Raw genomic sequence first — 26,948 nt, 5'->3', positions numbered from 1 at the left:
CCAATTGCAATTCCTCACGAACTTGCACGGGCGGTTAGCGCAACTATAGCGCATGCGGCAATGACCAACGCACCCCCCCTCCCCGACGATGGCGAAATCAGGGCCATCGCAAGCCGGCTGGACCGGCCCCTCGTGCTCATCGGCATGATGGGCGTGGGCAAGTCCACCATCGGGCGCAAGCTCGGCCATCTGCTCGATCTGCCCTTCGTCGATGCGGACGAAGCGATCGAAGCAGCCGCGCAAATGACTGTGGCAGAAGTGTTCGAACGGTTTGGCGAGGCGCATTTTCGCGATGGCGAGCGGCGCGTGATCGCGCGCATGCTGGATGATGGCCCCTGCATCATCGCCACGGGCGGCGGCGCCTTCATGCAGGAAGAAACCCGCAGGCTGATCCTGGAAAAGGGCGTGGCCGTGTGGCTGGACAGCGATGTCGCCACGCTGGTCGAACGCGTCGGCCGCAAGGACACGCGGCCGCTGCTGCGCAATGGCGATCCGCATGAGATTCTAAGCCGGCTGAAGCGGGAACGCGATGGCGCCTACGCGCTCGCGCCGCTGCGCGTGACCAGCAAGACCGGCCCGCACACCGAAACGATCAACCAGATTCTGAAGGCACTAGATCAATGGCTGTAATCCCTGTGGCCCTTGCCGGGCGTTCGTATGAAGTGCGCGTGGGCAGCGGATTGCTGGCCGATGTGGCCGGCCAGTGCGGCAAACTGCTGCGCAAGCAGCGGGTGCCAATCGTCACCGATTCGAACGTCGCCGGGCTGTGGCGCGACACCGTGGCCACATCGCTGGAAGCGGCCGGCAAGGAACCGCGCTGGCTGGTGCTCGATCCCGGTGAAGGCGCCAAGAGCTGGCGCGTGCTGGAACGGGTAATGGACTGGCTGCTGGATGAAGAGGTGGAGCGCGGCGACCATATCCTGGCGCTGGGCGGCGGGGTGATCGGCGATCTGACCGGTTTTGCCGCCTCCATCATGAAGCGCGGCTGCGGCTTCGTGCAATTGCCCACCACTCTGCTGGCGCAGGTCGATTCGTCGGTTGGCGGCAAGACCGCGATCAACACCAGCGCGGGCAAGAATCTGGTCGGCGCGTTTCACCAGCCGGGGCTGGTGCTGGCCGATCTGGCCACGCTGGACACGCTGCCGGTGCGCGAAACCCGCGCCGGTTATGCAGAAGTGATCAAATACGGCATTCTGGGGGACCGCGCTTTCTTCGACTGGTGCGAAACCGAAGGGCCCAAGGTCATGGCCGGCGACAAGGCAGCGCAGGATTATGCCGTCACGGAAAGCGTCAAGGCCAAGGCCCGGATCGTGGCCGAGGACGAGCGGGAAACGACCGGCGCGCGCGCGCTGCTGAACCTGGGGCATACTTTCGGCCATGCGCTGGAGGCGGAAACCGGTTTTTCCGACCGCCTGCTGCATGGCGAAGGCGTGGCGCTGGGCATGGTGCTGGCAGCCCGATATTCGGCACGGCGCGGCTATATCAGCGAGGCCGATGGCGAACGCGTGGTGGCGGCCATCGGTGCCTCCGGCCTGCCGATCAGCATCGCGGCGCTGGGCATGGATGCCGACGGGCGCAAGCTGGCCAATCACATGTTGCATGACAAGAAGATGGATTCCGGCACCCTGCCCTTCGTACTGTTGCGCGGCGTGGGGGAAGCATTCCTGGATAAGCAGGTGGCGCTGGATGACATTGCCCATTTTCTGGATGAACAGTTGAAAACTGCCTGAATCGGCGCACGGGTGATCGAAAGCTACGGATTTGTGCGCTTGCGAGACAGGATCAGCCTGTGCCAGCTAGCCGACATGACCGATCGCTATTTGCCAACGTCGCCTTTTCTGCTGGATGCCATTGCAGAAAAGGTCATTCTTTTCGACGATCCGGCAGCCGAGGAAAACCTCCGCCTGTTGATGTTCCTGACCGGCGATCAGGATGCGATAAACCGCGAATGGGCGATCTACCTGCTGGCTGAGGACCAGATCGACACGCCGGCCGTGCGCGACATATTGCAGCGGGCGGCCGGTGACAGCGACGAAGCTGTCAGGGCAGAAGCCATTCTGGGGCTGGCGCAGCGCGACACATCCATTGCTCTGCCGCTGGTGGTTGGTGAATTGCGGGCGGATGATCCGCTGCCTTCGGTCATTGAGGCTGCGGAACTGTGTGGCCTGCCGCAACTGACCGTGACGCAACTGGGCCAGCCTGCCTGTCAGCCTGAGACGGGAATCCCGCTGGACCAGTTGTACACAATACCGCCCCAACCCCCGCAGATGCGGTCAGCGCGGGGATAGCTGCTGCTACAGCGGCAGATTGTCGTGCTTTTTCCAGGGGTTTTCCAGTGCCTTGCCGCGTAGCATGCGCAGACCGAGCGCGATCCGCCGGCGGGTGGCATGGGGCATGATCACCTCATCGATGTAGCCGCGCTGGGCCGCGATGAAGGGATTGGCGAAGCGGTCTTCATACTCGCGGGTCTTTTCGGCGATCGCTTCGGGCGACAGCCCGCGAAAGATGATCTCCACCGCGCCCTTGGCCCCCATCACAGCGATTTCCGCGGTGGGCCAGGCGTAGTTGAAATCCCCGCGCAGATGTTTTGAGGCCATCACGTCATAGGCGCCGCCATAGGCCTTGCGCGTGATCACGGTGATCTTGGGCACGGTGGCTTCGGCATAGGCGAACAGCAGCTTGGCACCATGCTTGATGATGCCGCCATGTTCCTGCGCCGTGCCCGGCAGGAAGCCCGGCACATCGACAAAGGTCAGGATCGGAATGCCGAAGGCGTCGCAGAAACGCACGAAGCGCGCTGCCTTGCGGCTGGCGTTGATATCCAGCACCCCGGCCAGCACCATCGGCTGATTGGCGACCACGCCCACCGTGCGCCCCTCCACCCGGCCGAAGCCACAGAGAATATTGCCGCCATGGGCCGGCTGGATTTCGAAGAAATCGCCTTCGTCCAACACCTTGCGCACCAGTTCGTGCATGTCATAGGGCTGGTTGGCACTGGCCGGTATCAGCGTATCAAGGCTGGGTTCGGCCCGATCCCACGGATCATCGCAGGGCAGTTCGGGCGCATCGGCGCGGTTACTGGCCGGCAGGAAGCTGATGAACTCACGCGCCGCCAGCAGCGCCTCCACATCATTGTCCAGCGCCAGATCGGCGACACCCGTGCGCGTGGTGTGGGTGACCGCCCCGCCCAGTTCCTCCTGGGTGACGATTTCGTTGGTGACGGTCCGGACCACTTCGGGCCCGGTGACGAACATGTAGGAGGAATCCTTCACCATGAATATGAAGTCGGTCATCGCCGGGGAATAGACCGCCCCGCCCGCGCAAGGCCCCATGATCAGGCTGAGTTGCGGCACCACGCCGCTGGCCAGCACATTGCGCTGGAACACCTCGGCATAGCCGGCCAGGCTGGCGACCCCTTCCTGAATGCGGGCGCCGCCGCTGTCGTTCAGGCCGATGACGGGGGCGCCGACCTTCATGGCCATATCCATGATCTTGCAGATTTTCTGCGCATGGCGTTCGGACAGGCTGCCGCCGAAAACGGTGAAATCCTGGCTGAAGACGAACACCAGCCGCCCGTTGATCGTGCCGCTGCCGGTGACCACCCCATCCCCCGGAATGGTTTTTTCCGCCATGCCGAAATCGGTGCAATTGTGTTCGACGAACATGTCATAGCCTTCGAACGACCCGTCATCGAGCAGCACATCGATCCGCTCCCGCGCGGTCAGCTTGCCCTTGGCATGCTGCGCATCGATCCGCGCCTGCCCGCCCCCCAGCCTGGCAGCGGCGCGGCGGCGTTCGAGTTCTGCGATATTGGCGGACATGCATTCTCCCCGCTGGCCCGTTCTCTCAGGCCTGAATGTGCAGGAATAAACTATTCCGTCCAGCCTGCCATTCCATGTTTGCCCAATATCGCCAGCATGGCTTCGGCATTGCCGAGCGCATCGTTGAGCGGATCGTGATCATGCGGGGTCTGTCGGTATTTCTTCCACCCTTGCGTATTGGCCGGCTTGCGTTCCAGTCCGGCATAGAGATCGCCCAACCGGCGGGCCGAATGACCGAAGGGATTGGCTATCCCGGCTGTGGCAAAGCCATGGTTGATCCACTGCCAGTCAAAGGCAGGGTTGTCCGACCAGAAGACCACCCGGTCTGCGTCCAAATTTGCGACCCAGCCGGCAAAACTGGCAATGGCATCGGCAAGGTTGCACTGCACATTGCCGAGGTGATCTGCCCGGCTCATGCCGATGGCGGCATAGGCAGCAGGATCGAAAGCATCGCAATCGGGGCGGATGCACGGGGAGCGGTATTGGCGATCCAGCGATGGTTCAATCACCACCGCACCAAAGCTGATCAGGCTGCCGAACTGCGGACATGGGCCCGAAGCTTCGCAATCGATCATGATGTTCTTTTTCATGATCGGGAAAGGTAGCGCGATTTTAAAGATGGTCTGAGCGGAAAATCGGTAATTTGGAGCCTCACAGATATTTCATCCACCAGGCGCTGCTGGTGTGCTTGGCTGCGGCAAAGCGGCGACAGGCGAACCAGCAGGGGATGGCAACCAGCGCGGCCATCAGCCAGATGGCCGCGACATTGGGCAGGCTGACCAGTTCGGTCGCGCCAGTGGCCAGTCCCCAAAGCCGGTTGAGCGCGTGCAGCAAATAGAGGTGGAGGATGTAGAAGAACAGCGGCGCCGATCCGAAAACGGAAAGCAGCGCGGGCAACCGCCCGGGCAATCCCTCCAGCCCGCGCAGCAACAGCGCGCCGCATCCCAGCGTCAGCAACAGGAAATCGGCTGATGGCGGATATTTGGTGACATTGAGGAAGCTCATCAGCGTCTGCAGCCCGGTTTCGCCTGCAACCCAGGGGGTCGGTTCGCCATAGAGGTTGATGGTCCGAAGCAGCAGGAACAGGGTCAACGCGCCCAGTCCGGTGACCACCAGCGCCCGGTGGCGCCCTGCGGCATCCGCGCCCTTCGCAAACCACGGACCCACGGCATAGCCCAGCGCGATCACGCCGATCCAGGGCAACAGCGGATAGGATGTTCGCGCCTGCCCGCCGAAGGGCAGATCGATCACGCCGCGATCATGCAGCACCGCCCACAGGACATGGCCGGGATCGCCGGGAGCGACATGCACGGGATCGAGCAGATTGTGCCCGAGCACGATCACCAAGCCGACCGCGATCAGCAGCTTGCGCGGCAGATGCACCAGCGCCGCCAGCGCCAGCATTGACAGACCGATGACCCAGATGACCTGCAGGAAGATCATCGGCGGCAAGAGATCGAAATTCCAGGCGAAGTTCACCACGGTCCATTCCAGCATGATCAGGAAAAGCCCGCGCCGGACCAGGAAAGAAGAGGCCGCCCCCGCTCCGCCCCGTGGCGCGGCATAGAGCCAGGCGGCCAGCCCGGTCAGAGCCACGAACACCGGCGCGCAAAGATGCGCGGCAAGGCGGGAAAAGAACAGCGCGGGTGCCGTGGTCGATACATCCATCGGATCGCTGACCTGCGCGTGGAGATAGAAGAATTCGCGCGTGTGATCGACCAGCATCAGCAGGATCACCAGCCCGCGCAGGGCGTCGATAGACAGGATGCGGGATTTGACCGCCCCGGCGGTGGTCGCGTTGGCGATCTGATCTGAAGGCATGGGCGCGCCCTACCCGTCTGCCGTCCGGGAATCAATGATACGTTATAACAGCTTGATAGTATCAATCGAAAACGGCAGGTTCTTCCTCGCGAAAGCGATCATGCAGTCGCGTGACATGGGGCGCGGGTTGACCGGCACCATCCTCGACCATCCTGTTCCAGCCCCCCACCATGCCGCAGGCCACCTGCGTCAAGGCTGACGGAGCCTGGCTGCTGACTGCCTGGCATTGCTGGAGGTGCCCGTCGGCGCCGACGACCAGGTTGATCGCATGGCAGACGACGGCGCCAAAACCGCTGTAACCGGACACCTGCCGAACGGTGCATTCCTGCACCCGGCCTTATGGCGTTACGACATATTCGACATCGATGGCCCCGAAACGCCGCTACTGGCTGCCTCTTGCGGATAGCGTTCCATGATCCGCCGCATCGCCGTGCTGTCATCCAGCGCGGGCAACACAATCACGCTGGCTGCCAGCAAACCCGCAATCGCCATATAGTCGGCCCCCGCCCCTGTTCGGACCGCCATTCGCCGGCCGCGGTGGGGAGTAAAGCCGTTCGCCTGCCAGTCATGATGAGGACTGAATTGCGGCGGGCCGAGGAGGATCAATCCTGCGCCAATGCCGCCTGATCCTGCTTCATCGAACGGAAGCGTGCCAGGCTGCACAGAGCGGCGACCACGGCCAAGGCGCAGGAGATGATCAGCGGGGTATTGCCCGTGCCCAGCCCGCCGGCGAGCAGGATACCGACCACGACCGCCGCCACCGTCTGCCCCAGAAGGCGCGAGGTCGAGAGCAGGCCGCCCGCCGCCGCCGCCCGTTCGCGCGGGGCGCGGCCGATCAGCAGGCGGGAATTGGGGGCGAAGAACAGGCCGAAACCGACTGCCGTCAGGCTCAGGCGCCAGGCAATGCCGAGTTCGGCCGGTTGCGCGGGCATGGTTGCCAGCAGCACCAGCCCGGCGATGGCGATCATCATGCCGGTGACGCCCAGCTTGGTCGCGGCGATCCTGTCCGACAGCCAGCCGGACAGCGGCGCGACCACCAGCATGGTCAGCGGGAACGGCAGCAGCAGCAGGCCGGCCTGATCGGGCCGGAAACCGAGCGATTCGAGCCGGAAGGGCAGCGAGAGCATCAGTGCGCCAGACGCCGTGAAGCAGGCGATCGCGGCCAGCGCCGACAGGCCCAGCACCGGCCTGGCCAGCAGGTCGACCGGCACCACCGGGGCTTCCCGCCCCTTTTCGCGCCGCACCAGCAAAGTGATGGAAATCACGCCCGCCACCATCAGCGCCGCGCCGATCGGGAAATTCTCATGCGTGGCCAGCTGCGCGCCGCCGATCAGCAGCAGCATGCTCAGCGCGCTCCAGCCGCCGCTGATCCATTGGGCCGGCACATCGCGCCGCACCGGTTCGGGCAAGGCGCGCCCGAGCAGCAGCGACAGCAGCGCGAAGGGAACCGGGGCGACGAAGACCCACTGCCAGTCCAGATGGCTGACGATATAGCCGCCCAGCGTCGGCGCAATGGCGCCTGATGAAGCGACGATGACGCTGTTGACGCCCATGCCGGTGCCCAGCTTGTTCGCGGGGTAGATCTGGCGGACCATGGCCGCCGACACGCTGAGCGCCATTCCCGCCCCCAGCGCCTGCAGTGCGCGCAGGGCCATCAGGAACCAGAAAGTGCTGGCGAACAGACACAGGGCCGATGCCACCAGAAACAGCAGCTGGCCATATTGATAGAGCCGGCGATGGCCGACCCGGTCACCCAGGCTGGAAAAGGGCAGCAGCACCATGACCAGCACCAGCTGGTAAACGGTCACCACGCTGGTGATGACACCATTGGAAACGCCCAGATCGCGGGCGATGGTCGGCAGGGCGACATTGGCGATCTGCCCGTCGATCACCAGCACGGCGGTGCCGAAACTGACGGCCATGATCGCCCACCAGCGACGCGGCAGGGGCAGACCATCGGGATCGGCGACGGCGCTTTCCTGTGGCGACGGCTTGGTCACGATTGGCCCATCCACCACGGACGGCCCGTCTGCTCGCTCCTGCAACACGGCTCGCCATGTGCCCCTGCGCGCAGGGAAGATCAAGGGATCGGCAGGACGGTCCCGAAGGTTGGAGCGTGTCCAGCCTTCGGGAAATCCATCATGCGAGCGGCCTCAATCCGCGGTTTCTGCGGTTTTCTTCGCCGCAGCCGGCTTTTTGGCGGCGGTTTTCTTCGCCGCCGGTTTTTTGGCCGCTGGCTTCTTCGCGGCAGGCTTGTCGCCATCGGCCTTGGCTGCGGCGGCTTTCTTTGCGGGCGCCTTCTTCGCGGCCGGCTTGCGCGCAGCCTTTTTCTTGGTCGATGGGCCCTTGGCCACGCGGGCGTCGATCAGTTCGATCGCCTGCTGTTCGGTCAGATCGGCCGGTTCGATATCCTTGGGGATCGTCGCATTGGTGGTGCCATCGGTAACATAGGGCCCGAACCGGCCCGGCAGCACGCGCATTTCGCCGCCGCTGGTCGGGTGCGCGCCCAGCGTCTTGATCGGTTCCGCCTTGGCCCGCGCGCCGCCGCCCTTGCGATTGGCGGCATCGGCCAGCAGCGTCACCGCCGCATTCATCCCGGTTTCGAAGACGTCGCGGGTGGAGGACAGCTTCGCATATTTGCCGTCATGCGCCAGATAGGGGCCATAGCGGCCGATGCTGGCGGTGATCATGGCGCCGCTTTCTGGATGGGTGCCGACCTCGCGTGGCAGGCTCAGCAGCTTGAGCGCCCATTCCAGATCGAATTCGGGCAGATCCTTGGGGATCGATGCCCGCTTGGCATCCTTGCCCTCACCCAGCTGGATATAGGGCCCGAACCGGCCGACCTTGCGTTCCACCTCCAACCCGGTGGCCGGATCGATGCCCATGGAAACATCGTCACCCGCGCCATCGTCACCCGGTTGGCCGAATTTCCGGCGGAAGGTGCATTCGGGATAGGCCGAACAGCCGATGAAGGCCCCGAACCGCCCGCCCCGCAGCGCCAGCCGCCCCTTCCCGCATTTGGGGCACAGGCGCGGATCGGTGCCATCGGCATTGGCCGGGAAGAGATAGGCATCGAGGAATTCGTCCAGCGCCTCGGTCACTTCCGAAGGCTGGCGTTCCATCACCTCGTCGCTCTTGGGCTTGAAATCGCGCCAGAACGCTTCGAGCAAAGCCTTCCACTCGGCGCGCCCGCCCGAGACATCGTCCAACTCGTCTTCCATGCCGGCGGTGAAATCGAACGCGACATAGCGTTCGAAGAACCGTTCGAGGAAGGCGGTCAGCAATCGGCCCGAATCCTCGGCAAAGAAACGGTTTTTCTCCATCCGGACATAGCCGCGATCGCGCAGCGTCTGAATGGTGGAGGCATAGGTGGACGGGCGCCCGATACCCAGTTCCTCCATCCGCTTGACCAGGCTGGCCTCGGCAAAGCGCGGCGGCGGCTGGGTGAAGTGCTGGGTCGCATCCACCCCCTGCTTGTGCGGGGAATCACCCTTGCGGATCAGCGGCAGCAGGCCCTCCGCCTCGTCATCATCCTTCTGGTCGCGGCCTTCTTCATAGACAGCAAGGAAGCCAGAGAATTTGACCACCTGGCCGGTGGCGCGCAATTCATGCCGCCCGGTCGGATCGCGCAGGGTCACCGTGGTGCGTTCCAGGCTGGCGGCGGCCATCTGGCTGGCCATGGCTCGCTTGAAGATCAGATCATACAGCCGCGCCTCATCCCCCGAACCGGCGTGATCGCGGGTGAAATCGGTCGGCCGGATCGCTTCATGCGCTTCCTGCGCATTCTTGGCCTTGGTGGTGTAATGGCGCGGCTTTTCCGGCAGGAAATGCCCGTCGAAGCGTTCGGTAATGGCCTTGCGGCAGGCGCTGATGGCGCTGCCATCCATCTGCACGCCATCGGTACGCATATAGGTGATCGCGCCCGCTTCGTAGAGGTTCTGTGCGCAGCGCATGGTGTGGCTGGCGGAAAAGCCCAGCTTGCGCGCGGCTTCCTGCTGCAGGGTGGAAGTGGTGAATGGCGGGGCGGGATTGCGCTTGAGCGGCTTGGTTTCGACCTCTTCTACGGTGAAGCGTGATGCTTCCACCGCAGCCTTGGCTGTATCGGCGGCGCCCTTGTCCCCCAGAGCCAGCTTGTCCAGCTTCTTGCCATCGAATGTAACCAGCCGCGCATCAAAGGCTGTGCCATCCTGCACCAGCTTGGCGACGACGGACCAATATTCCTGGGCGCGGAAGGATTCGATTTCGCGTTCGCGTTCGACGATCAGCCGCAGCGCGACCGATTGCACGCGGCCCGCGCTCTTCGCGCCCGGCAGCTTGCGCCACAGTACGGGGGAGAGGGTGAAACCGAACAGATAATCCAGCGCGCGGCGCGCCAGATAGGCGTCGATCAGATCGGTATCGAGCGCGCGCGGCGCCTTCATCGCATCGGTCACCGCCTGTTTGGTGATGGCGTTGAAGGTAACCCGCTCCACATCCTTGGGCAGAGCCTTGCGGTTCTTCAGCAGTTCCCGAACATGCCAGCTGATCGCTTCCCCTTCGCGATCAGGGTCGGTGGCCAGGATCAGACGGTCTGCCGTCTTGGCGGCATCGACGATCGCCTTGACCTGATCCTTGTTCCGCTTGTCGGCATAGACTTCCCAGTCCATCGCGAAGGCTTCGTCCGGCCGTACGCTGCCATCCTTGGGCGGCAGGTCGCGGATGTGGCCATAGGACGCCAGGACGCGATAGTCCTTGCCCAGGTATTTCTCGATAGTCTTCGCCTTGGCCGGCGATTCAACAATGACAAGCTGCATGTTCGGTGCGGGTGCCCTTACGTGTGTACGCGTGTGAGGGTGGAGATCACACGGCCACTTCGTCAAGCGGGCACCCGCAATTTATCACATCGTCTGTTCGAAAAGCCCGAGCTTATGTGAAAGCCCAGCCTTATTCGAAAACTTCGGAAAGCTTGCGGCCCAGTGGGTCGATCTCACCCAGCAGGGTGACGGACAGGCCGAGCATGACCATGGTCAGCGCGTAATTGGCCAGCTGGCCGATCAGGATGCCGATGATGTTGGTGGGGCCAAGCAGGCCGGCGATGATCGCGATGACCACCACGACCAGACCCAGGGCCAGGATGCAGAGGAAAATCCGCATGGCATAACCGTCGGTCAGTTTCCAGCTAGCCTTGATCGCGTCGAACACGCCGTCGCCGCGCCCGACCAGCCGCGGCTGGGCCAGCGACCAGCGCACCGCAAGATAGACGCCCGGCACGATCAGCAGGATCATGCCGAGGATCACCCCCACGCCAACGACGATCGACAGGCCGAGGAAGGGCAGGAACCGGCGCGGACCGCTGTAAGCCATCAGCCCGGCCTGCTTCAGCATGGTTTCGAGCACGATATAACCGACGATGACGGCTGCGATCAGCACCCCAAGCTGCACCAACCCGCCCAGTGCCAGCGAGCCATTGATGGTCAGATATTGCCCGATGGTGGCCAGCACGGCCAGACCGCCGACAGCCGGCAGAACGATGCCCAGATTCTGCTTTGTAATATCCACGGCGCCGGAAATCAGTGTTCCGACCGTGACTTCCGGTCTTGGATTGGTAGCCATTACCCCGTCCTCCCTTTGTGATCACATATGCTAGTGTGAATCGATATCAGGGCGTTGCAATCCATTTGGTGACAAAAGGTTCCAAAAAGAACCAAATTTTACGCCTGTAAACTTACCCGCCCGCCGGCATGGCGGACCAATCGGCCCGCGATTTCCAGTTCCAGCAACGCCATCTGCACCGCGCCGGCACCCGCCCCGCTCTGGCGAACCAGTTCATCCACGCTGATCGGCGCCTGGGTCAGAAGGGAGAGAATATCTCTGCTGTCGTCGCCTTCTTCAATGGGTGCCTCGGTGGGTGCCGGGGCGAACAGATCCGACGTTGTGCTTCGCCGTTCGGCCGGGCGCAGGACGATCCGGGGCGTGCCGTCAAAGCCGGACAGCAGTTCCACCACATCGTCCACATCCTGTACCAGTACCGCGCCTTCGCGGATCAGTTGATTGCACCCGCGGCTGCGCGGTTCGAGCGGGCTGCCGGGGATGGCCATCACTTCCCGCCCGGCTTCCCCGGCCAGCCGCGCGGTGATCAGCGATCCGCTGCGCGGGGCGGCCTCCACCACCAGCGTGCCGAGCGAGAGCCCGGCGATGATGCGGTTGCGGCTGGGAAAATGGCTGCCGCGCGGCTCGGTGCCCGGCGGCTGTTCGGCCAGCAGCAAGGCTTCCCGCGCGATCCGTTCCTGCAGATCGGAGTGTTGCGGCGGATAGGCGATGTCGATGCCGCTGGCGATGACGCCGATGGTGGAGGACAGGGCGGCGGCATGGGCCGCGCCATCGATCCCGCGCGCCAGCCCGGAAACGACGGTATAGCCCTGTTCGGCCAAGCCGGCAGCGAAATCGCGCGCCAGCCGCACCGCAGCGGCGGAAGCGTTGCGCGCGCCCACGATCGCCACGCAGGGCTGCGAGGCCAGCGCGAGATTGCCGCGACAGGTCAGCACCGGCGGGGCGGAATCGAGCTGTGCCAGCAGGGCAGGATAATCAGACGAATCCTGAAACAGATAGCGCGCGCCGGCGGCCCGCACGGCGCCCACTTCACGCTCTATCCGGTCGGCAGGGGCCAGGCTGTAGCGTCGCTTGCCGCCCTGAGCCGCGAGATCGGGCAAAGCCGCCAGCGCGGCGCGCGCGGTGCCGAAACGGTTGAGCAACTGGCGATAGCTGACCGGGCCTATATTGGGCGATCTGATCAGACGGATCCGGGCGAAGGCTTCATCCTGCGAAAGCACCTGCCCGGACTTCGTCATTTGCGCGATCCAATGCGTGGTTCGGTGCCGTTGAGCAGCCGCTTCACATTGGCGCGGTGAAGCCAGATCACCAGCACGGCAATGCCCGCCAGCACCGGCACGAACTGCATATAGCCCAGCAGCGCCGCCGCGATGGCGGAGGCGATGACCGCGCTCATGCCCGCGAGCGAGCTGATCCGCACCACGCCGAGCAGGCCCAGCCAGACCAAGGCATAGGCAAGCCCGATCGGCCAGGCGAGGCCGAAGCTGACGCCGGCATTGGTCGCCACGCCCTTGCCGCCCTTGAACCGCAGCCAGACGGGGAAGCAATGGCCGATGACCGCTGCGAAGGCCGTGATCGGCACGTAGTCAGGAAACCATCGCCAGGCCAGCAGCACGGGCAGCAGCCCCTTGCCCAGATCGAGCAGCAGCGTGGCCGCGGCCAGCCCCTTGTTGCCGGTGCGCAGCACATTGGTGGCGCCGATATTGCCCGATCCGATCTTGCGGATATCGCCCTGCCCGGCCGCCAGCGAGAGCAGCAGGCCGAAGGGGATCGAGCCGAGCAGATAGCCGAGCGCAAAGGCCTTCACCCATTCCATTTCCACCCCGCTCCATTGCTCAAAGCCGCGCTTGTCGTTAGGCCGCGCTGTAAAGATATACAGGCTTTCCACAAGTTCGGGCTGAGAACGATAATGAATTTGTCCGGCGCAGATTTTGATCGCAATCCCGATCCATCGGCGCCCATCCTGTTGTTCGATTCCGGGGTCGGCGGGCTGACCGTGCTGGCCGCGCTGCGCGCTCTGCTGCCCGATGCGCCGGTGATCTATGCCGCCGACACAGCCGGCCTTCCCTATGGCCAGAAGACCGAGGCGGAAATCGCCGCGCGGGTGGCCGGATTGCTCGGCCGCCTGTCCGAACGGTTTCGGCCGCGCCTGGCCACCATTGCCTGCAACACAGCCTCCACCATTGCGCTGGGCATGGTGCGCGATGTGCTGCGCATTCCGATCGTCGGCACCGTGCCCGCGATCAAGCCCGCCGCCGCCGTCACCCGCAGCGGCACCATCGGGCTGCTCGGCACGGCGGCCACCATTCGCCAGGCCTATGTCGACCGGCTGGAGGCGGAATTTGCGGCGGACAAGCGGTTGATCCGCTTTGCTGCGCCGGAACTGGTTTCTGCCGCCGAAGCCCGGCTGCGCGGAGAGGATGTCGATCCGCAGGTGTTTGCGCGCGCTGCCGCCGGGTTGCGCGATCAGCCGGATGGGGATGCAATCGATACGGTGGTGCTGGCCTGTACCCATTTCCCGCTGGTGGAGGCCGAGCTGCAGACCGCGATGGGGCCCGATGTGCGCTTCGTCCACGGGGCGCAAGGTATTGCCCGGCGCATCGCGTTTCTGACCAAAGATCAGCCATTCCGACGGGAAAATACCGACCTGGCGCTGTTTACCGGCGGCGCCGACGATATTGTTGCACTGCAACCCGCACTGCGGCAATTTGGTCTCAATCGGATAGAACTGTTTTAGTTGCGAATCCCTCGCAAACTGAGTGCTTTAAACCTGAAGGATCATCGCCTAAGTCGCGCGGGACTCATCAAGCCGCGCATATTCGCGGTGCTGCATGGACAAGTCCGCTGAACTACGATCAGATCTTCGACCAGGCAATTGACCGGCTCCATTCGGAAGGCCGGTATCGCGTGTTTATCGACATTCTGCGTAACAAGGGTGCCTACCCCAACGCGCGCTGTTTCCACGGCCACAATGGGCCCAAGCCGATCACAGTGTGGTGTTCGAACGATTACCTGGCGATGGGCCAGCATCCCGCCGTCATCGCCGCCATGGAAGGCGCGCTGCATGACGTGGGGGCCGGTTCGGGCGGCACGCGCAATATCGGCGGCAACACCCATTTCCACATCGAGCTGGAAAACGAGTTGGCCGATCTGCACGGCAAGCAGGGCGCGCTGCTGTTCACCAGCGGCTATGTTTCCAACGATGCGACTCTGTCCACGCTGGCCAAGATCCTGCCCAATTGCGTGATCTTTTCCGACGAGCTGAACCATGCCAGCATGATCGCCGGCATCCGCAATTCTGGCGCGGAAAAGCGCATCTGGCGGCACAATGACGTGGCCCATCTGGAAGAACTGCTGGCCGCCGAAGACCCCAATGTGCCCAAGCTGATCGCTTTCGAAAGCGTCTATTCCATGGATGGCGATGTCGCCCCGATCCATGCGATCTGCGACCTGGCCGACAAGTACAATGCCCTGACCTATATCGACGAAGTGCATGCCGTGGGCATGTATGGCGCGCGTGGCGGCGGCATTTCGGAACGCGACGAAGCCGCGCACCGGATCGACATCATCGAAGGGACGCTGGGCAAGGCGTTCGGCGTGATGGGCGGATATATCACCGCCGATTCCAAGATCATTGATGTGATCCGCAGCTATGCGCCGGGCTTCATCTTCACCACCTCCCTGTCCCCCGTGCTGGTCGCGGGCGTGCTGGCGAGCGTGAAGCATCTGAAATCTTCCAGCGCAGAACGCGATGCGCAGCAGGCCGCCGCTGCCATGCTGAAGCAGAAATTCCGCGATGCCGGCCTGCCGGTGATGGACACCACCACCCACATCGTGCCGCTGATGGTGGGCGATCCGGTGCGCGCCAAGAAGATCAGCGACATCCTGCTGGCCGAATACGGCGTCTATGTGCAGCCGATCAATTTCCCGACCGTGCCGCGCGGCACGGAACGGCTGCGCTTCACCCCCGGCCCCGCCCATACCGAAGCGATGATGGCAGAGCTGACCGAAGCGCTGCTGGAAATCTGGGACCGGCTGGAACTGCAACTGAAGCAGGCCGCCTGAGCCCGCTTGTGATGCTATGATCAGGCGGGACAGCGGCCCGCCTGCATGCCCCGAACCCTGAAGCACGAAAGCCTGAGGCTGCCGGCGCATATGCCGGCAAGCCCCAGGCCCTCCCTCATGGATTTCGTGTCTGGATTGAGGCGTTATTGCGCCTCAGGCGTCTTGCCTGCGCGTTCGGCGCGCGAAGCGGTGATGTAGTTGCGCAGCTGCACATTGCCTTCGTGGCAGGCATATTCGAAGAATTCATACTCATCATTGCGCTGCCATTCGAGGCGCGCGCCCCAAGGGGCGGTGAAGATGGTCGGATCTTCGTAATGGCTTTCATAGGTGATCGTGTCTGGGCCGGTCATGTGAAACCGCTCGATCAGTTTCGCCTGTTCGCTGATCGGAGAATCGTTCGACGGCGGGGAGCCTGAGGTCACGATATTGGTGGCTGAGGCGCCGGGACGGAAATTGATCGTTTCCACCACCAGCGTGTTGGCATCTTCCCAATGGCCCCGGCTTTCGCCCAGCCAGTTGCGGATCTGCACGGGGATCGCGGCCCGGCCATCGGTGGGAATGATGCGGGTTTCGTGGATCATTTCCATCTGGATCGCCACCAGTCCGGGTGATTGGAAAATGCGCAGGCCGTTGTTGTACATCATCGGCATCATCGAAGCGGGCAGGCCGCGCGTGATGCAGCGGTCCCAGCTGTCGAAATCGGTCACCCAGTCGAAATCCTGGCCATTGCGCCAGCTCGACCGCATCTGCGCGGAGAGGCGCTTGCCCTCTTCCGTCATTTCGGGGAGCCGGCCGTTGGCAGGGGTCACCAGCAGAGAGGTGCGCCGGCTGCCGACACCCATTTCCACCCAGTGCCCCTGGCCGATCTTGTCCTGCGAATCCTCAGCCGCATAGCGTCCGGCCAGCTGATCGATGCGCGCCTGCCGTTCGGCCAGCTCTTGTTCGGTCAGAAAGGCGCGGTTGCCCTGTTCGGGCGTACGCTGCAGCGGCAATCCGTTGAGATGATCGATCGGCCAGCGGCCACGGAAATCGGGTTCCCCCCAGTCCGTTTTCTTTGGCGCATAATCATTGGGGATGGCCGGCAGCACCGTGAGGTCTTCCTGCGCCGCGAGCGGGGCCTGCAGGGCAACGCCCGCGAGAACGACCAGACTGGCCGCGAGCCAGCGGTTTACGGACGACATGTATTCCTCCTCATCCGCGATCGTGGGCCGCGGCCATTTATCGTTTATTAAATGAACTGTTCATCCTGATAATTGATTCTCTTGCCCGTCGTCAAGCGCTGTCAAGCGCCCCGCCCGCGATCATCCTCAGAGCCGCCACAAAAAAAAATCCGCCCCGGCGCAGGCCGGGGCGGATCATGAATGTCAGTCCTGAAGCCTTGGTATCAGCGCAGGCTTACAACATTGTCGCTCTTGCGCGGGTCGGCGCGGTCGCCGCGATAGAGACTGGCCATCGGCTCGTCCTCCACCACCACGGCTTCGCCATGACCAAAGCCGTTGAAGCGGGTCTTCATTGCGGTGCCGTAAGCACCCAGCATGCCGATTTCGATATAGCCGCCAGCGGCCATGTCGGCCGGCAGGGTGAACGGCCCCTTCATGAAATCGGCATCGTCGCAGGTCGGACCATAGAACGAAAATTCCGTGGTCTGCGGCGTACGGTCATCACCGAGCGAACGGACCGGGAAACGCCATTCGACATGAGCCGCATCATAGAGAGCGCCATAGGCCCCATCGTTGATGTACAGCTCATCACCGCGACGCTTTTCCACCTTCACGATCAGGCTCGAATATTCGGCGCACAGCGCGCGGCCCGGTTCCGCCCACAGCTCTGCCGAATAGGAAATCGGCAGGGCTTCGAAATGGCGGTGGATCAGCGCGAAGTAATCTTCGAGCGGCGGCGGCTCCATGCCCGGGTACGAGCTGGGGAAACCACCACCAACGTCGATGATGTCCACGGTCACCGCCGCTTCGACAATCGCCGCACGCACGCGTTCCAAGGCCTGCACATAGGCAAACGGCGTCATCGCCTGGCTGCCGACGTGGAAGCAGATGCCCAGCGCGTCGCAATGCTGACGGGTGGCCTGCAGCAGCGGGGCCGCATCGGCCAGATCCACGCCGAACTTGCTTGCCAACGACAGTTCCGAAAATTCGGACGACACGCGCATGCGCACCAGCAGATCCAGATCCTGCGCCGCCTCGCCATCAGCAGTGCTGGTGGCTTCGACGATCTTTTCCAGTTCCTCGATCGTGTCGAGGCTGAAGGCGCGCACGCCATGCTGGTGATAGGCCTCTGCCACGGCTGCCTGCGGCTTGACCGGGTGCATGAAGCAAAGGGTCGCATCGGGCAGCAGACCACGCACCAGGCGCACTTCGGTGATCGAAGCGACGTCAAAATGCGTCACGCCATTATCCCACAGGATTTGCAGGAGTTCAGGCGAAGGATTGGCCTTCACAGCGTACATCGCCTTGCCCGGGAACTTCTCCGAAAAGAAGCGGGCAGCGCGCGCCGCTGCGTGCGGGCGGTTGAGAATTACCGGTTCGTCAGGCGAGAGGTGACGAACTACAGACCGTGCATCAAGAAAAGTGTGCAACTCAAGGGACCCCCAAACGGTAAGTTTGAACGAGGCAGCCTTGCGGTTAGGAAGTCCCCTTGGGGCTGCGGAAGGGGGATATAGGGCCAAAGACCTTAATCGCAAATGAAATTTTTATGACGGTTGAGTGACGCCATAAATTGCTGATTTCGTTATATTATGACACGCATTGTCACGAATCATCGGGATAATCGGTGGGGGAATCGAGACAGCGTGATTCCCCCCACCTGACGAACCGTGCATCAAGACAGCCGGTTGCGGAAATCTTCGTAGGAAAAACGCCGGATCAGTTCGAGCTGATCGGTTTCGGAATCCCACAGCCAGATCGATGGCAGCGGCACGCCGTTGAAGGTAGTGGTCTTCACCATCGAATAATGCGCCTGATCCAGAAAGGCGAAACGCGCGCCGGGCTGGCAAGGCACCGGCAGGCGGTAATCGCCGATCACATCGCCCGCCAGACAGGAAGGTCCCCCCAGCCGGACCGGTTCACCCACCCCTGCATCCTCTTCCCCTAGCATCGCAGGGCGATAGGGTGCCTCTATCACATCGGGCATGTGGCAGGTCGCCGACACATCGGTGATGGCCACCGGCATGCCGTTCCAATGCGTATCCAGCACCGTGCCGACCAGAATGCCGGCATCCAGCGCCACGGCCTCACCCGGTTCCAGATAGATTTCCGCCCCGGTATCGTCCTTCACATCCTTGAGGAATTCGATCAGTTCTTCCCGCTGGTAATCCGCGCGGGTAATGTGATGGCCGCCCCCGAAATTGAGCCATTTGATCTGCCCGAAGAAGGGTTCGAGATAGTCGAACAGCTTGTCCCAGGTGCGTTTCAGCGGTTCGAGATCCTGTTCGCACAGATTGTGGAAATGGATCCCGTCAACCATCGCCAGATGATCTTCGGTCAGCTGGTCGATCGGGAAGCCGAGCCGCGAACCCGGCGCGCTGGGATCATAGCGCGGCACTTCGCCTTCGGGATTGAGCGGATTGATCCGCAGCCCGATGTCGAAGCTTTCTCCGCGCAGCCGGGCCGCCTCCAGGATCAGAGAGGCGCGTTCGATCTGGGCCGGAGAATTGAAGATCACATGGTCCGACAGGCGGCAGATCTCGTCCAGATCTTCAGGCTTGTAGGCGGCGCAATAGGTGGCGATTTCGCCGTCGTAATGTTCCGAGGCCAGTCGCGCTTCCCACAGGCCGGAGGTGCAGACGCCATCGAGATATTCGCCGATGATCGGCGCGACCGACCACATGCTGAAGGCTTTCAGCGCCGACAGCAGCTTGATGCCGGCCTGATCGCGCACATCGGCCAGCACGCGCAGATTGTCGCGCAGCCTGGCTGCATCCACGACGAAGGCGGGGCTATCGACACGGGTCAGGTCGAAATGGGCGAAGGCCCCCGGATCACCGGCGCGGGTTTCCATCAGTCGATTTCCTCGATTGCTTGGCGGTAGATATCAAACGCCCCGGCGCCGAAGCACACCAGAGCGATAAGGTCGAAAGCATCCGGGTTGCGGCGGACGACATCGGCAACGGTCGCCACGGCCACGCGTGCCGCCTGATCGGTCGGATAGCCGAAGATGCCGGTGGATATGGCGGGAATAGCGATCGTCCGCACGCCCAGCTGCTGCGCGCAGGCCAGCGCATTGCGGTAACAATCGGCGAGTTGTTCAGCCTCCCCCGCATCACCGCCGCGCCAGACCGGCCCGACGGTATGGATGATGTGGCGGACCGGCAGGCGATGGCCACGGGTTGCCTTGGCCTGCCCCGTTTTGCAGCCACCCAACAGGCGGCATTCATGCACCAGATCCGGGCCGGCCGCACGGTGGATCGCCCCATCGACGCCGCCCCCGCCCAACAAAGAGGAATTGGCGGCATTGACGATCGCATCGAAGCCGGCCCCGGAATCTCCGGAGCCGGCCAGCGTGACGATATTGCCTTCAACCGCCTCGATCACGGTCGGGCCATCAGGCTGCACTCAGAAGTCGACCGGTGCGGCCAGCTCTTCCACGGTCCAGGGCAGACCATGGGCGTTGAGCATGTCCATGAAGGGATCGGGATCGAGTTCTTCGATATTGAACACGCCCTGCCCCTTCCACAGACCCTGCACCACCATGGCGCTGCCGATCATGGCCGGAACGCCTGTGGTGTAGCTGACGGCCTGGTTGCCGGTTTCGGCAAAGGCGTCTTCGTGGTCGCAGATATTCTTGATGTAGAACGTCTTTTCACCTGAACCATCAAGCGCTTCGCCGGTGGCGATGCAGCCGATATTGGTCTTGCCGGTGGTCGTGGGGCCCAGCGTTTCGGGCTTGGGCAGCACGGCGGCCAGGAACTGCAGCGGGATGATGTCCTTGCCCTGGAAACGGACCGGCTCGATCCCGGTCATGCCGACATTCTGCAGCACGGTCAGATGCTTGATATATTCATCACCGAAAGTCATCCAGAAGCGCGCGCGTTCCAGTTCGGGCACGAACTTGGCCAGGCTTTCCAGTTCCTCGTGATACATCATGTACATGTTCTTCGGGCCAACGGCCTCGAAATCGAACTGCACCTTCTTCGCCATGGCCGGGGTTTCGACGAATTCGCCATTTTCCCAGTGCCGCGCCGGCGCGGTGACTTCGCGGATATTGATTTCCGGGTTGAAATTGGTGGCGAAGGCCTGGCCGTGATCGCCGCCATTGCAATCGAGAATGTCCAGCGTGCGGATGGTCTTCAGCTTGTGCTTCTTCAGCCACATGGTGAAGACGCTGGTAACGCCCGGGTCGAACCCGCTGCCCAGCAGCGCCATGATGCCGGCTTCCTTGAAGCGGTCATGATAGGCCCACTGCCAGCTGTATTCGAACTTGGCCTGATCCTTGGGTTCGTAATTGGCGGTATCGAGATAATCGACGCCGGCTTCCAGGCAGGCGTCCATGATCGGCAGATCCTGATACGGCAGCGCCAGATTGACCACCAGCGAAGGCTGCACCTTGTCGATCAGCTTGACCATCGCGGGGACTTCTTCCGCGTCGATTTCATAGGTCTTCACGTCAACGCCGGTGCGTTCCTTGACGCTGGCGGCAATGGCATCGCACTTGGCCTTGGTCCGGCTGGCGAGATGGATGTCCGTGAAGATGCCGGCGTTCATCGCCATCTTGTGCACTGCGACCGAACTGACGCCGCCCGCACCGATAACCAGGACTGTCGACATGATAACTCCGCTCGATAAGTGTCTGGCGCCCTCGTGCCAACGAGGACCACCGTGATGATGGCGTACGCTTCGTTTCCAAAGCAACCGCCGACGCGCGCCCCACATAATCCAACCGACACAGACGGCAAGATGATCCCGCGCGTGGACATGATTCCGACCGACTGTGGTCACAAAACGGCAGCTTTGGCCGTGCGCGCCCTGTTCGGAAGTGGAACAGCGGCCGCAATGTAACAAGATATTGCTATTGACTCGCAATACTCGCAAATATACCGGCGCCGCCCAGCGTTTCAGGGGGATAATATGCGCAGGATTTTGCTCACAACGGCGAGTGCAGCAGCAGCGATGGTCTGGGCCCAGGCAGCCCAGGCCCAGGCACAGACAGTTCAGGACGATCAGCAGGCAGATCAGGCCACCGCCCCGAAGGTCGAAGACAATCAGATCATCGTGCTGGGGAAAAGAGCCAGCGATCATTGCAGGATACGACGGCATCGGTGGTGGTGATCACGCCACGACGGATCGAGACCGAAAATATCCAGACTCTGCAGGACGTCTATATGCGGACAGCCAATGTCAGCGAAACCTATGGCACGGCCGGTTTTACTATTCGCGGCGTGGCCAATCGCGGCATCAGCGGTGGCGGCGATGCGGCGCTCGCGACAGTGTTCGTGGATGGAGCAGCCCTGCCCGCCAACCTGCTGCAGGCGGCGCCCACCGATATGTGGGATGTGTCGCAGGTGGAAATCCTGCGTGGTCCGCAATCGACGCTGCAGGGGCTGAACTCGCTCGCCGGTGCGGTGCTGATCCACACAACCGAACCCGGCAATGATTGGGACGCCCGGGCGCGCGCGATGTATTCCGACATCGATGAAGTGCAATTGTCGGCTGCCATGGGCGGCCCGATCATCAAGGATGAACTGGCCTTCCGCGTATCCGTCGACTGGCGCCAATCCGACGGGTTCATCTGGAACCCCACGCGCAACACGAACGAAAACCCGACGGAATCGACCAATATCCGGGCCAAGCTGAAATGGACGCCCTCCGCCCTGCCGGGGTTCGAGGCGCGGATCGGCTATACCAATTTCGATCGCTATGGCGGCTATCAGTTCAGCTATGTCGATACAGATCAGCCCGATTTCTTCGCGAACCGGCTGAACCATTCCAACGACCCGAATGACAGCGATTCCAACACCGATCTCGCCACGCTCGACCTGCGCTACGACATCGGCAACGGATTTTCGCTCAACACGCTCACCACTTTCAACGATGTGCGCGAACACAATCGCTACGACAATGACACGACGGCGGCATCTGACGGCGCCTATGAGCAGTTCAATCACTTCCGCACATGGTCGCAGGAACTGCGGCTGAATTATGAAAGCGATCGGCTGACCGGCCTGATCGGTGCCTTCTATTACAAGCGCGATCAGGAAAACCGCACGATCAGCCTGGTCGATGTGCCAACGCCGGTGTCGACCATCACCGGCCTGCTGCAGAACAATGGCCTCGATGCCGGGACAGCCAGCTACATAGCCAATCTCTATTACGCGGCGCTGCCGGAAATCCCGGTCAATTATGCATCGGATGCGCAGGGCAAGGTGGAAACCATCGCCCTGTTCGGTGACGGGCGGCTGGCCCTGACCGATCAGCTCTCTGTGCTGGCTGGGTTCCGCTATGACCGGGAAACCAACCGCCTCGGGCTGGAACAGATCACGACCTTCGCCGGCACCTATCCCGATCCGGCCGCCTTCGCGCCCGAGGGCCAAGCGCTGTATTATGCGATCATGGGCATCAATGCCGGCGTCGCGGCCATCGTGGCCGACGCCAGCGGCGCTTCGGCGGCGATCAACCAGACATTCGAAGCATTCCTGCCCAAGATCGGCGTGGAAATGGCCTGGACCCCGGATCTGAAAACCGCCTTTACCGTGCAGCGTGGCTATCGATCCGGCGGGTCGAGCACCAATATCGCCCGGTCACAGACCTTCGCCTATGATCCGGAATTTACCTGGAACTATGAATTGTCGCTGCGATCAGCCTGGCTGGGCGGCGCGCTGACGGTGAATGCCAATGCCTTCTATGTCGACTGGACCAATCAGCAGGCGCTGGTGAATTTCGGGCTGAATGTCTTCGATTCCCACACCGTCAACGCCGGCAAATCCCACCTTTATGGCTTTGAACTGGAAACGGCCTATCGCGCGTCGGACCGGTTCGATGTGTATGCCGCCGTCGGCCATACGCGCACCCAGTTCGACGAATTCGAGGTGACGCTGGGCAGCTTCACCAATCTGTCGGGCCTGGAATTCCCCTATGCCCCGCACTGGACGCTGTCGGGCGGCTTCAACGCCGAACTGGTCGACAGGCTGACGCTGAATGTGAACGCCAGCCATCGCACCGCCGTGTTCGGCGACACCAGCATTCCGCAGGAAGATGCCCGGCTGGGCGCGCGTACGCTCGTCAATGTGCGGCTGTCCTATGATGCCGATCACTGGGGTGCGGCAATCTTCGCCAGCAATCTGTTCGACGAGAAATACATCCAGTACACCTACACCGGCGCAAACCAGGCGGTGCTGGGCAATCCGCGCGTCATCGGCGCCTCAGTCGAACTGAAATGGTGATCGCACCGCTGCTTGCCGCCCCGCCGATCATCGGCGGGGGCGCCCTCGCCGCCTGGATGCTGCGCCGCGCCTGGCGCGCGCGCGGGGACGAAGGCGGCGGATGGCGCTGGGGCGGATGGCTGGTGCTGATCGCCACCATCGCCCTGCCCGCCTGGTGGCTCGGGCCAGCGCGTGGGCCCTTCATTGCCGTCACGCTCGCCTCCGTGGCCGGGCTGGCGGTGGTGGCGAGCGGGGTGACGATCAAGACTGCCCGAGCCCGCCGCGAAGGCAAGTCCGGGGGTGACGACAGCCTGGCACCCGAACCGCTCGACCGCCCGACCACGCGCTGGCGCAGCATATTGCGCTGGTCGCTGGCCGGGCCGATCGGGATGATCGCCGCCATGGCCGTGGGCATCTGCTATGCCGTCTGGGTGCCGGGAGAACCGCAGACCCGGCTGCTGATCGGCGGCTTGATCGTGCCCGTCGTCTGGGGCGGCGCCATGGCCTGGACCCTGGCCGACAACCGCATCATCCGCGCCACAGCCGTTCTGGGCGGCACCGCTCTCGCCGGCTTTGGCCTCGCCATTCTGAAGGGTTTCGGTTGATGGCCAGCACGACGCCCAAACCGGTGAAGAAACCGGCCCGCAAGCCCCTGCTGTCACGGGTACCGGCCGATTTCGTTCGCGCCGTGCTGAAGGGGCACAGCGCCCTTGGCCTTGCCTTTGCCGCGGCCATCTATCTCGTCTGCCTGACCGGCACCGTGGCCGTGTTCGCGCAGGAATTCGAACGCTGGGAACATCCGGCCGCACCGCAGCAGGCCACGCCCTCCCCCAACGCCGTGCAACAGGCTCTGGCCAGTGCGATTGCGCGCAATGGCGCGCCTGCCGAGCATGGCTATATCCAGATGCCCACCCCGGCGCTGCCGTTTCTGTCCGCCCATGTCGAAGGGGAAGATGGCTATCGCGGATGGATCGCCAATGCGCAGGGCAATCTGGTCGAAAGCGGCCAATCGCCCTGGACGCTGTTCATCACCCGGCTGCATATCAATCTGCATCTGCCACAGACCTGGGGCGTGTTCCTGGTCGGGTTGACCGGCGTGGCGCTGCTGTCCTCGCTGATTTCCGGCATTCTGGCCCATCCGCGCATCTTCCGCGATGCCTTCCATCTGCGGATCGGTGGATCGCGCCGCTTGCAGGAAGCGGATCTGCACAACCGGCTGGGCGTCTGGGCGCTGCCGTTCCATGTGCTGGTTTCGCTGAGCGGCGCCCTGCTGGGGCTGACGACGCTGATCGTCGGCGTGCTGGGCATGGCCTTGTTTCAGGGTGATGTGGGCAAGGTCTATGAACTGTTCCTGCCCGCCGAACCGATCGACGATCCGCGCCCGGCGCCGACGATCGATCTGGTCCCGATGTTCGCCCAATTGCAAACCATCGCCCCCGATGGCCGGATCACCCTGGTGCAGCTGGAACATCCCGGAGAGATGGGCGGCGCGGCGCTGTTCCAGGTGGAACAGGACAATGGCCGGCTCGGCAACACCGATTCCTTCGCCTTCCGCCGCGATGGCACGCTGTATTACGATGCCCGTTCGGCCGACAACAATCTGGGTGAAGCCATTCTGGCCTCGCTCGGCAAATTGCATTTCGGCTGGTTCGGCGGCGGCATCATCAAGATCGCCTATGCGCTGCTCGGCCTGGGGCTGACCTATCTGGCATCAAGCGGGGTGACGATCTGGCTGGCCCGCCGCCGTGACAAGCGCAATGCCGCGCCGGGCTGGGAAAAGCTTTGGGCCGGCACCGTCTGGGGCCAGCCCGCCGCCCTGGCCGCCGCCGCGCTGGCAGGTGTTGTCGGCGGTGCGGAAACGCCCGTCAGCGTGCTGATCGGTTTATGGGGCGCCATCACCGTGGTCTCGCTCTGTTCGGCTGCCCTGCCTGCCAGCGCGGCGCAGATCGGGCGCGGCTTCCAATGGCTGTCGGCTGTGCTGCTGATCGCGACCGCCCTATTCCATGCCTTTGCACTACCCGGCAGCGATCCGATCGCCTGGATCGTCGACCTGTCGCTGTTCGCCATCGGGGTGACGATCGGCTGGTGGGCCTATTCGCGCAAGCCCGCTCCGGCAAATCAGGCCGTGCCATGATCGCAGACCAGCAGATCGCCGACATCCAGGCGCTGGAATCCTGCATCGGCAAGGCACCTGGCGCCCTCGATCTGAAGGTGATCGATCACCTCGATCGATGGGCACACATCTGGATCGCCTCCTCCACGCTCCTGATCGCCGGATTTGGTGCCAGCGCCCAGCATGATGCGCCGGCCAGCATCGGGATAACCTTGGCCGGCGGCCGATGCGGTTTCGTGACCGCGCCGACGCCGGGCCAGTTGTCGATCCCGCTCCATGCGCTGGACGATGCGGAACTGGCGGTGCCGGGCTGCGGGTTTGGCGGACTGTTCCTCTCGCCCGGCTGGGGCGAAACGCTGCGCGTGAACGGTCGGGTCGCAACGGTCGAAGCCGGAATGGTGCGGATAACAGTGGAGGAATGCTTCCTCCACTGCGCCAAGGCGCTGATCCGGTCCGAATTCTGGAAGGCGCAGCCCGTCACCACACCAACGCCAACTGCCCCGGCGGAATTTGCCGAGAGCGTGCGTTTCCTGGCGCTGGCGACCATCAATGAACGCGGCCATGCCGATGTCAGCCCCAAGGGCGACCCGGCCGGCACGCTGCTGAAAATCGCCGAAGGGGAGGCGCGCTTCGCCGAACGGCCGGGCAACCGCCGGGCGGACAGTTTCCGCAACATGCTGACCCAGCCGCGCGCGGCACTGCTGCTGATCATTCCCGGATCGCCGCAGGTGGCCTCAATCAGCGGCAATGCCCGGATGGTGACCGATCCGGCGCTGCGCGAAGCCTTCATGGTCGCCGGCAAGATTCCGGCGCTGGTGACACAATTGCGCGACACGGACATCCGCCTTTACACCAGCCAGGCGCTGCAGCGGGCGCCGCTGTGGCCTGCGGGTGAGCGCGCGCCCGGCATCGAACCGGCCAAGATCTTCACCGACCATGTGAAGCTGAGCAAGGAACGCGGATTGCAGGCTTCACTGGCGCGCGGGCTGCTCTCCGTCCCCGGGCTGATGCGGCGCGGGCTGGATCAGGATTACAAGCACAACCTCTATTGAATTCGCGCTGCCCCTTGCGCGGTATGGCCGGTAAGTGCTTCACCGGTCGCCATGTGGACCACCATAGAGCGTTTCATCGACGCACACAGTGCCATTATCGGGCTTCTGATATTGGCCGC

24 protein-coding genes are annotated in these 26,948 nt (G+C 63.2%); 9 read left to right on the top strand and 15 right to left on the bottom strand.

Annotation, left to right across the window (positions count from 1 at the left end; all coding sequences use genetic code 11):
• The first annotated feature begins 60 nt into the window (after positions 1-60).
• From GRI97_RS07315 to GRI97_RS07305, 3 genes are all read left to right on the top strand, one after another.
• Positions 61-630: a shikimate kinase gene (locus GRI97_RS07315; protein WP_161390391.1), complete on the top strand. Its 570-nt coding sequence runs from the start codon at positions 61-63 to the stop codon at positions 628-630.
• Positions 621-1,730, top strand: coding sequence for a 3-dehydroquinate synthase (gene aroB / locus GRI97_RS07310; RefSeq protein WP_161390390.1), 1,110 nt, complete (start codon positions 621-623; stop codon positions 1,728-1,730). Before GRI97_RS07315 ends, aroB begins: the two co-directional genes overlap by 10 nt.
• Before the next feature lie 75 nt (positions 1,731-1,805).
• Positions 1,806-2,288: a HEAT repeat domain-containing protein gene (locus tag GRI97_RS07305; protein ID WP_161390389.1), complete on the top strand. Its 483-nt coding sequence runs from the start codon at positions 1,806-1,808 to the stop codon at positions 2,286-2,288.
• Between the two features lie 6 nt (positions 2,289-2,294).
• Here the strand turns inward: GRI97_RS07305 and GRI97_RS07300 are convergent, their stop codons facing one another.
• The 10 genes from GRI97_RS07300 to plsY all read right to left on the bottom strand — a co-directional run bounded on the left by GRI97_RS07300 (position 2,295) and on the right by plsY (position 13,047).
• Positions 2,295-3,821, bottom strand: a complete 1,527-nt coding sequence (locus tag GRI97_RS07300) for an acyl-CoA carboxylase subunit beta (protein ID WP_161390388.1) — start codon at positions 3,819-3,821, stop codon at positions 2,295-2,297.
• A gap of 50 nt (positions 3,822-3,871) precedes the next feature.
• Complete coding sequence (locus GRI97_RS07295; protein ID WP_161390387.1) at positions 3,872-4,411, bottom strand: 3'-5' exoribonuclease domain-containing protein; 540 nt, start codon at positions 4,409-4,411, stop codon at positions 3,872-3,874.
• Between the two features lie 61 nt (positions 4,412-4,472).
• Positions 4,473-5,642, bottom strand: coding sequence for a DUF1624 domain-containing protein (locus GRI97_RS07290; RefSeq protein ID WP_161390386.1), 1,170 nt, complete (start codon positions 5,640-5,642; stop codon positions 4,473-4,475).
• A 61-nt stretch (positions 5,643-5,703) separates the two neighbouring features.
• Positions 5,704-5,949 carry a hypothetical protein gene (locus GRI97_RS07285; protein ID WP_161390385.1) on the bottom strand — a complete coding sequence of 82 codons (246 nt, stop codon included), beginning with the start codon at positions 5,947-5,949 and terminating at the stop codon, positions 5,704-5,706.
• Between the two features lie 38 nt (positions 5,950-5,987).
• Positions 5,988-6,167 (bottom strand): hypothetical protein, encoded by a 180-nt coding sequence (locus tag GRI97_RS07280; RefSeq protein WP_161390384.1) that lies wholly within the window; start codon positions 6,165-6,167, stop codon positions 5,988-5,990.
• A 77-nt stretch (positions 6,168-6,244) separates the two neighbouring features.
• Positions 6,245-7,690 (bottom strand): MFS transporter, encoded by a 1,446-nt coding sequence (locus GRI97_RS07275; RefSeq protein ID WP_328598512.1) that lies wholly within the window; start codon positions 7,688-7,690, stop codon positions 6,245-6,247.
• A 105-nt stretch (positions 7,691-7,795) separates the two neighbouring features.
• Positions 7,796-10,435 carry a type I DNA topoisomerase gene (gene topA / locus GRI97_RS07270; protein WP_161390383.1) on the bottom strand — a complete coding sequence of 880 codons (2,640 nt, stop codon included), beginning with the start codon at positions 10,433-10,435 and terminating at the stop codon, positions 7,796-7,798.
• A 130-nt stretch (positions 10,436-10,565) separates the two neighbouring features.
• A complete protein-coding gene (locus GRI97_RS18870) occupies positions 10,566-11,180 on the bottom strand; it encodes a glycerophosphoryl diester phosphodiesterase membrane domain-containing protein (protein ID WP_161390382.1) in 615 nt (204 codons plus the stop codon).
• A gap of 152 nt (positions 11,181-11,332) precedes the next feature.
• The gene (dprA, locus tag GRI97_RS07260; RefSeq protein WP_161390381.1) at positions 11,333-12,469 is read right to left on the bottom strand and encodes a DNA-processing protein DprA; all 1,137 of its coding nucleotides are present in this window, start codon (positions 12,467-12,469) and stop codon (positions 11,333-11,335) included.
• Positions 12,466-13,047 carry a glycerol-3-phosphate 1-O-acyltransferase PlsY gene (plsY, locus tag GRI97_RS07255; protein ID WP_161390869.1) on the bottom strand — a complete coding sequence of 194 codons (582 nt, stop codon included), beginning with the start codon at positions 13,045-13,047 and terminating at the stop codon, positions 12,466-12,468. The genes dprA and plsY overlap by 4 nt, the downstream gene beginning before the upstream one ends.
• Before the next feature lie 93 nt (positions 13,048-13,140).
• On the opposite strand from plsY, the gene murI reads away from it, so the two are divergent.
• Positions 13,141-13,968 carry a glutamate racemase gene (gene murI / locus GRI97_RS07250; protein ID WP_161390380.1) on the top strand — a complete coding sequence of 276 codons (828 nt, stop codon included), beginning with the start codon at positions 13,141-13,143 and terminating at the stop codon, positions 13,966-13,968.
• 107 nt (positions 13,969-14,075) lie between these two features.
• Positions 14,076-15,296 carry a 5-aminolevulinate synthase gene (gene hemA, locus GRI97_RS07245; RefSeq protein ID WP_161390868.1) on the top strand — a complete coding sequence of 407 codons (1,221 nt, stop codon included), beginning with the start codon at positions 14,076-14,078 and terminating at the stop codon, positions 15,294-15,296.
• Between the two features lie 143 nt (positions 15,297-15,439).
• On the opposite strand, the gene GRI97_RS07240 is transcribed toward hemA, so the two are convergent.
• The 5 genes from GRI97_RS07240 to GRI97_RS07220 form a co-directional block, all read right to left on the bottom strand.
• Complete coding sequence (locus GRI97_RS07240) at positions 15,440-16,477, bottom strand: hypothetical protein (RefSeq protein WP_161390379.1); 1,038 nt, start codon at positions 16,475-16,477, stop codon at positions 15,440-15,442.
• A gap of 203 nt (positions 16,478-16,680) precedes the next feature.
• Positions 16,681-17,886, bottom strand: a complete 1,206-nt coding sequence (locus tag GRI97_RS07235) for a type III PLP-dependent enzyme (protein ID WP_161390378.1) — start codon at positions 17,884-17,886, stop codon at positions 16,681-16,683.
• A 242-nt stretch (positions 17,887-18,128) separates the two neighbouring features.
• A complete protein-coding gene (locus tag GRI97_RS07230; protein WP_161390377.1) occupies positions 18,129-19,307 on the bottom strand; it encodes a carboxynorspermidine decarboxylase in 1,179 nt (392 codons plus the stop codon).
• The gene (locus GRI97_RS07225) at positions 19,307-19,840 is read right to left on the bottom strand and encodes an O-acetyl-ADP-ribose deacetylase (protein WP_377019020.1); all 534 of its coding nucleotides are present in this window, start codon (positions 19,838-19,840) and stop codon (positions 19,307-19,309) included. The genes GRI97_RS07230 and GRI97_RS07225 overlap by 1 nt, the downstream gene beginning before the upstream one ends.
• 21 nt (positions 19,841-19,861) lie before the next feature.
• The gene (locus tag GRI97_RS07220; RefSeq protein WP_161390375.1) at positions 19,862-21,073 is read right to left on the bottom strand and encodes a saccharopine dehydrogenase family protein; all 1,212 of its coding nucleotides are present in this window, start codon (positions 21,071-21,073) and stop codon (positions 19,862-19,864) included.
• A gap of 470 nt (positions 21,074-21,543) precedes the next feature.
• Between GRI97_RS07220 and GRI97_RS07215 the strand changes: the two genes are divergently transcribed.
• The 4 genes from GRI97_RS07215 to GRI97_RS07200 are packed head-to-tail and all read left to right on the top strand — an operon-like array spanning position 21,544 to position 26,829.
• Positions 21,544-23,685 (top strand): TonB-dependent receptor, encoded by a 2,142-nt coding sequence (locus GRI97_RS07215; protein ID WP_235917636.1) that lies wholly within the window; start codon positions 21,544-21,546, stop codon positions 23,683-23,685.
• Entirely contained in the window at positions 23,679-24,269 is a 591-nt protein-coding gene (locus tag GRI97_RS07210; RefSeq protein ID WP_161390374.1) for a hypothetical protein, read from the top strand. Before GRI97_RS07215 ends, GRI97_RS07210 begins: the two co-directional genes overlap by 7 nt.
• On the top strand, positions 24,269-25,798 hold the full coding sequence (locus tag GRI97_RS07205; RefSeq protein WP_161390373.1) for a PepSY-associated TM helix domain-containing protein: 1,530 nt from the start codon (positions 24,269-24,271) through the stop codon (positions 25,796-25,798). Before GRI97_RS07210 ends, GRI97_RS07205 begins: the two co-directional genes overlap by 1 nt.
• Positions 25,795-26,829 carry a pyridoxamine 5'-phosphate oxidase family protein gene (locus GRI97_RS07200; RefSeq protein WP_161390372.1) on the top strand — a complete coding sequence of 345 codons (1,035 nt, stop codon included), beginning with the start codon at positions 25,795-25,797 and terminating at the stop codon, positions 26,827-26,829. Before GRI97_RS07205 ends, GRI97_RS07200 begins: the two co-directional genes overlap by 4 nt.
• Positions 26,830-26,948: the final 119 nt, after the last annotated feature.

It is taken from the genome of Croceibacterium xixiisoli (assembly GCF_009827305.1).
GTDB lineage: Bacteria > Pseudomonadota > Alphaproteobacteria > Sphingomonadales > Sphingomonadaceae > Croceibacterium_C > Croceibacterium_C xixiisoli.
The sequence above is the reverse complement of the archived record's forward strand: the minus strand, read 5'-3'. Positions and strand labels throughout refer to the sequence as shown.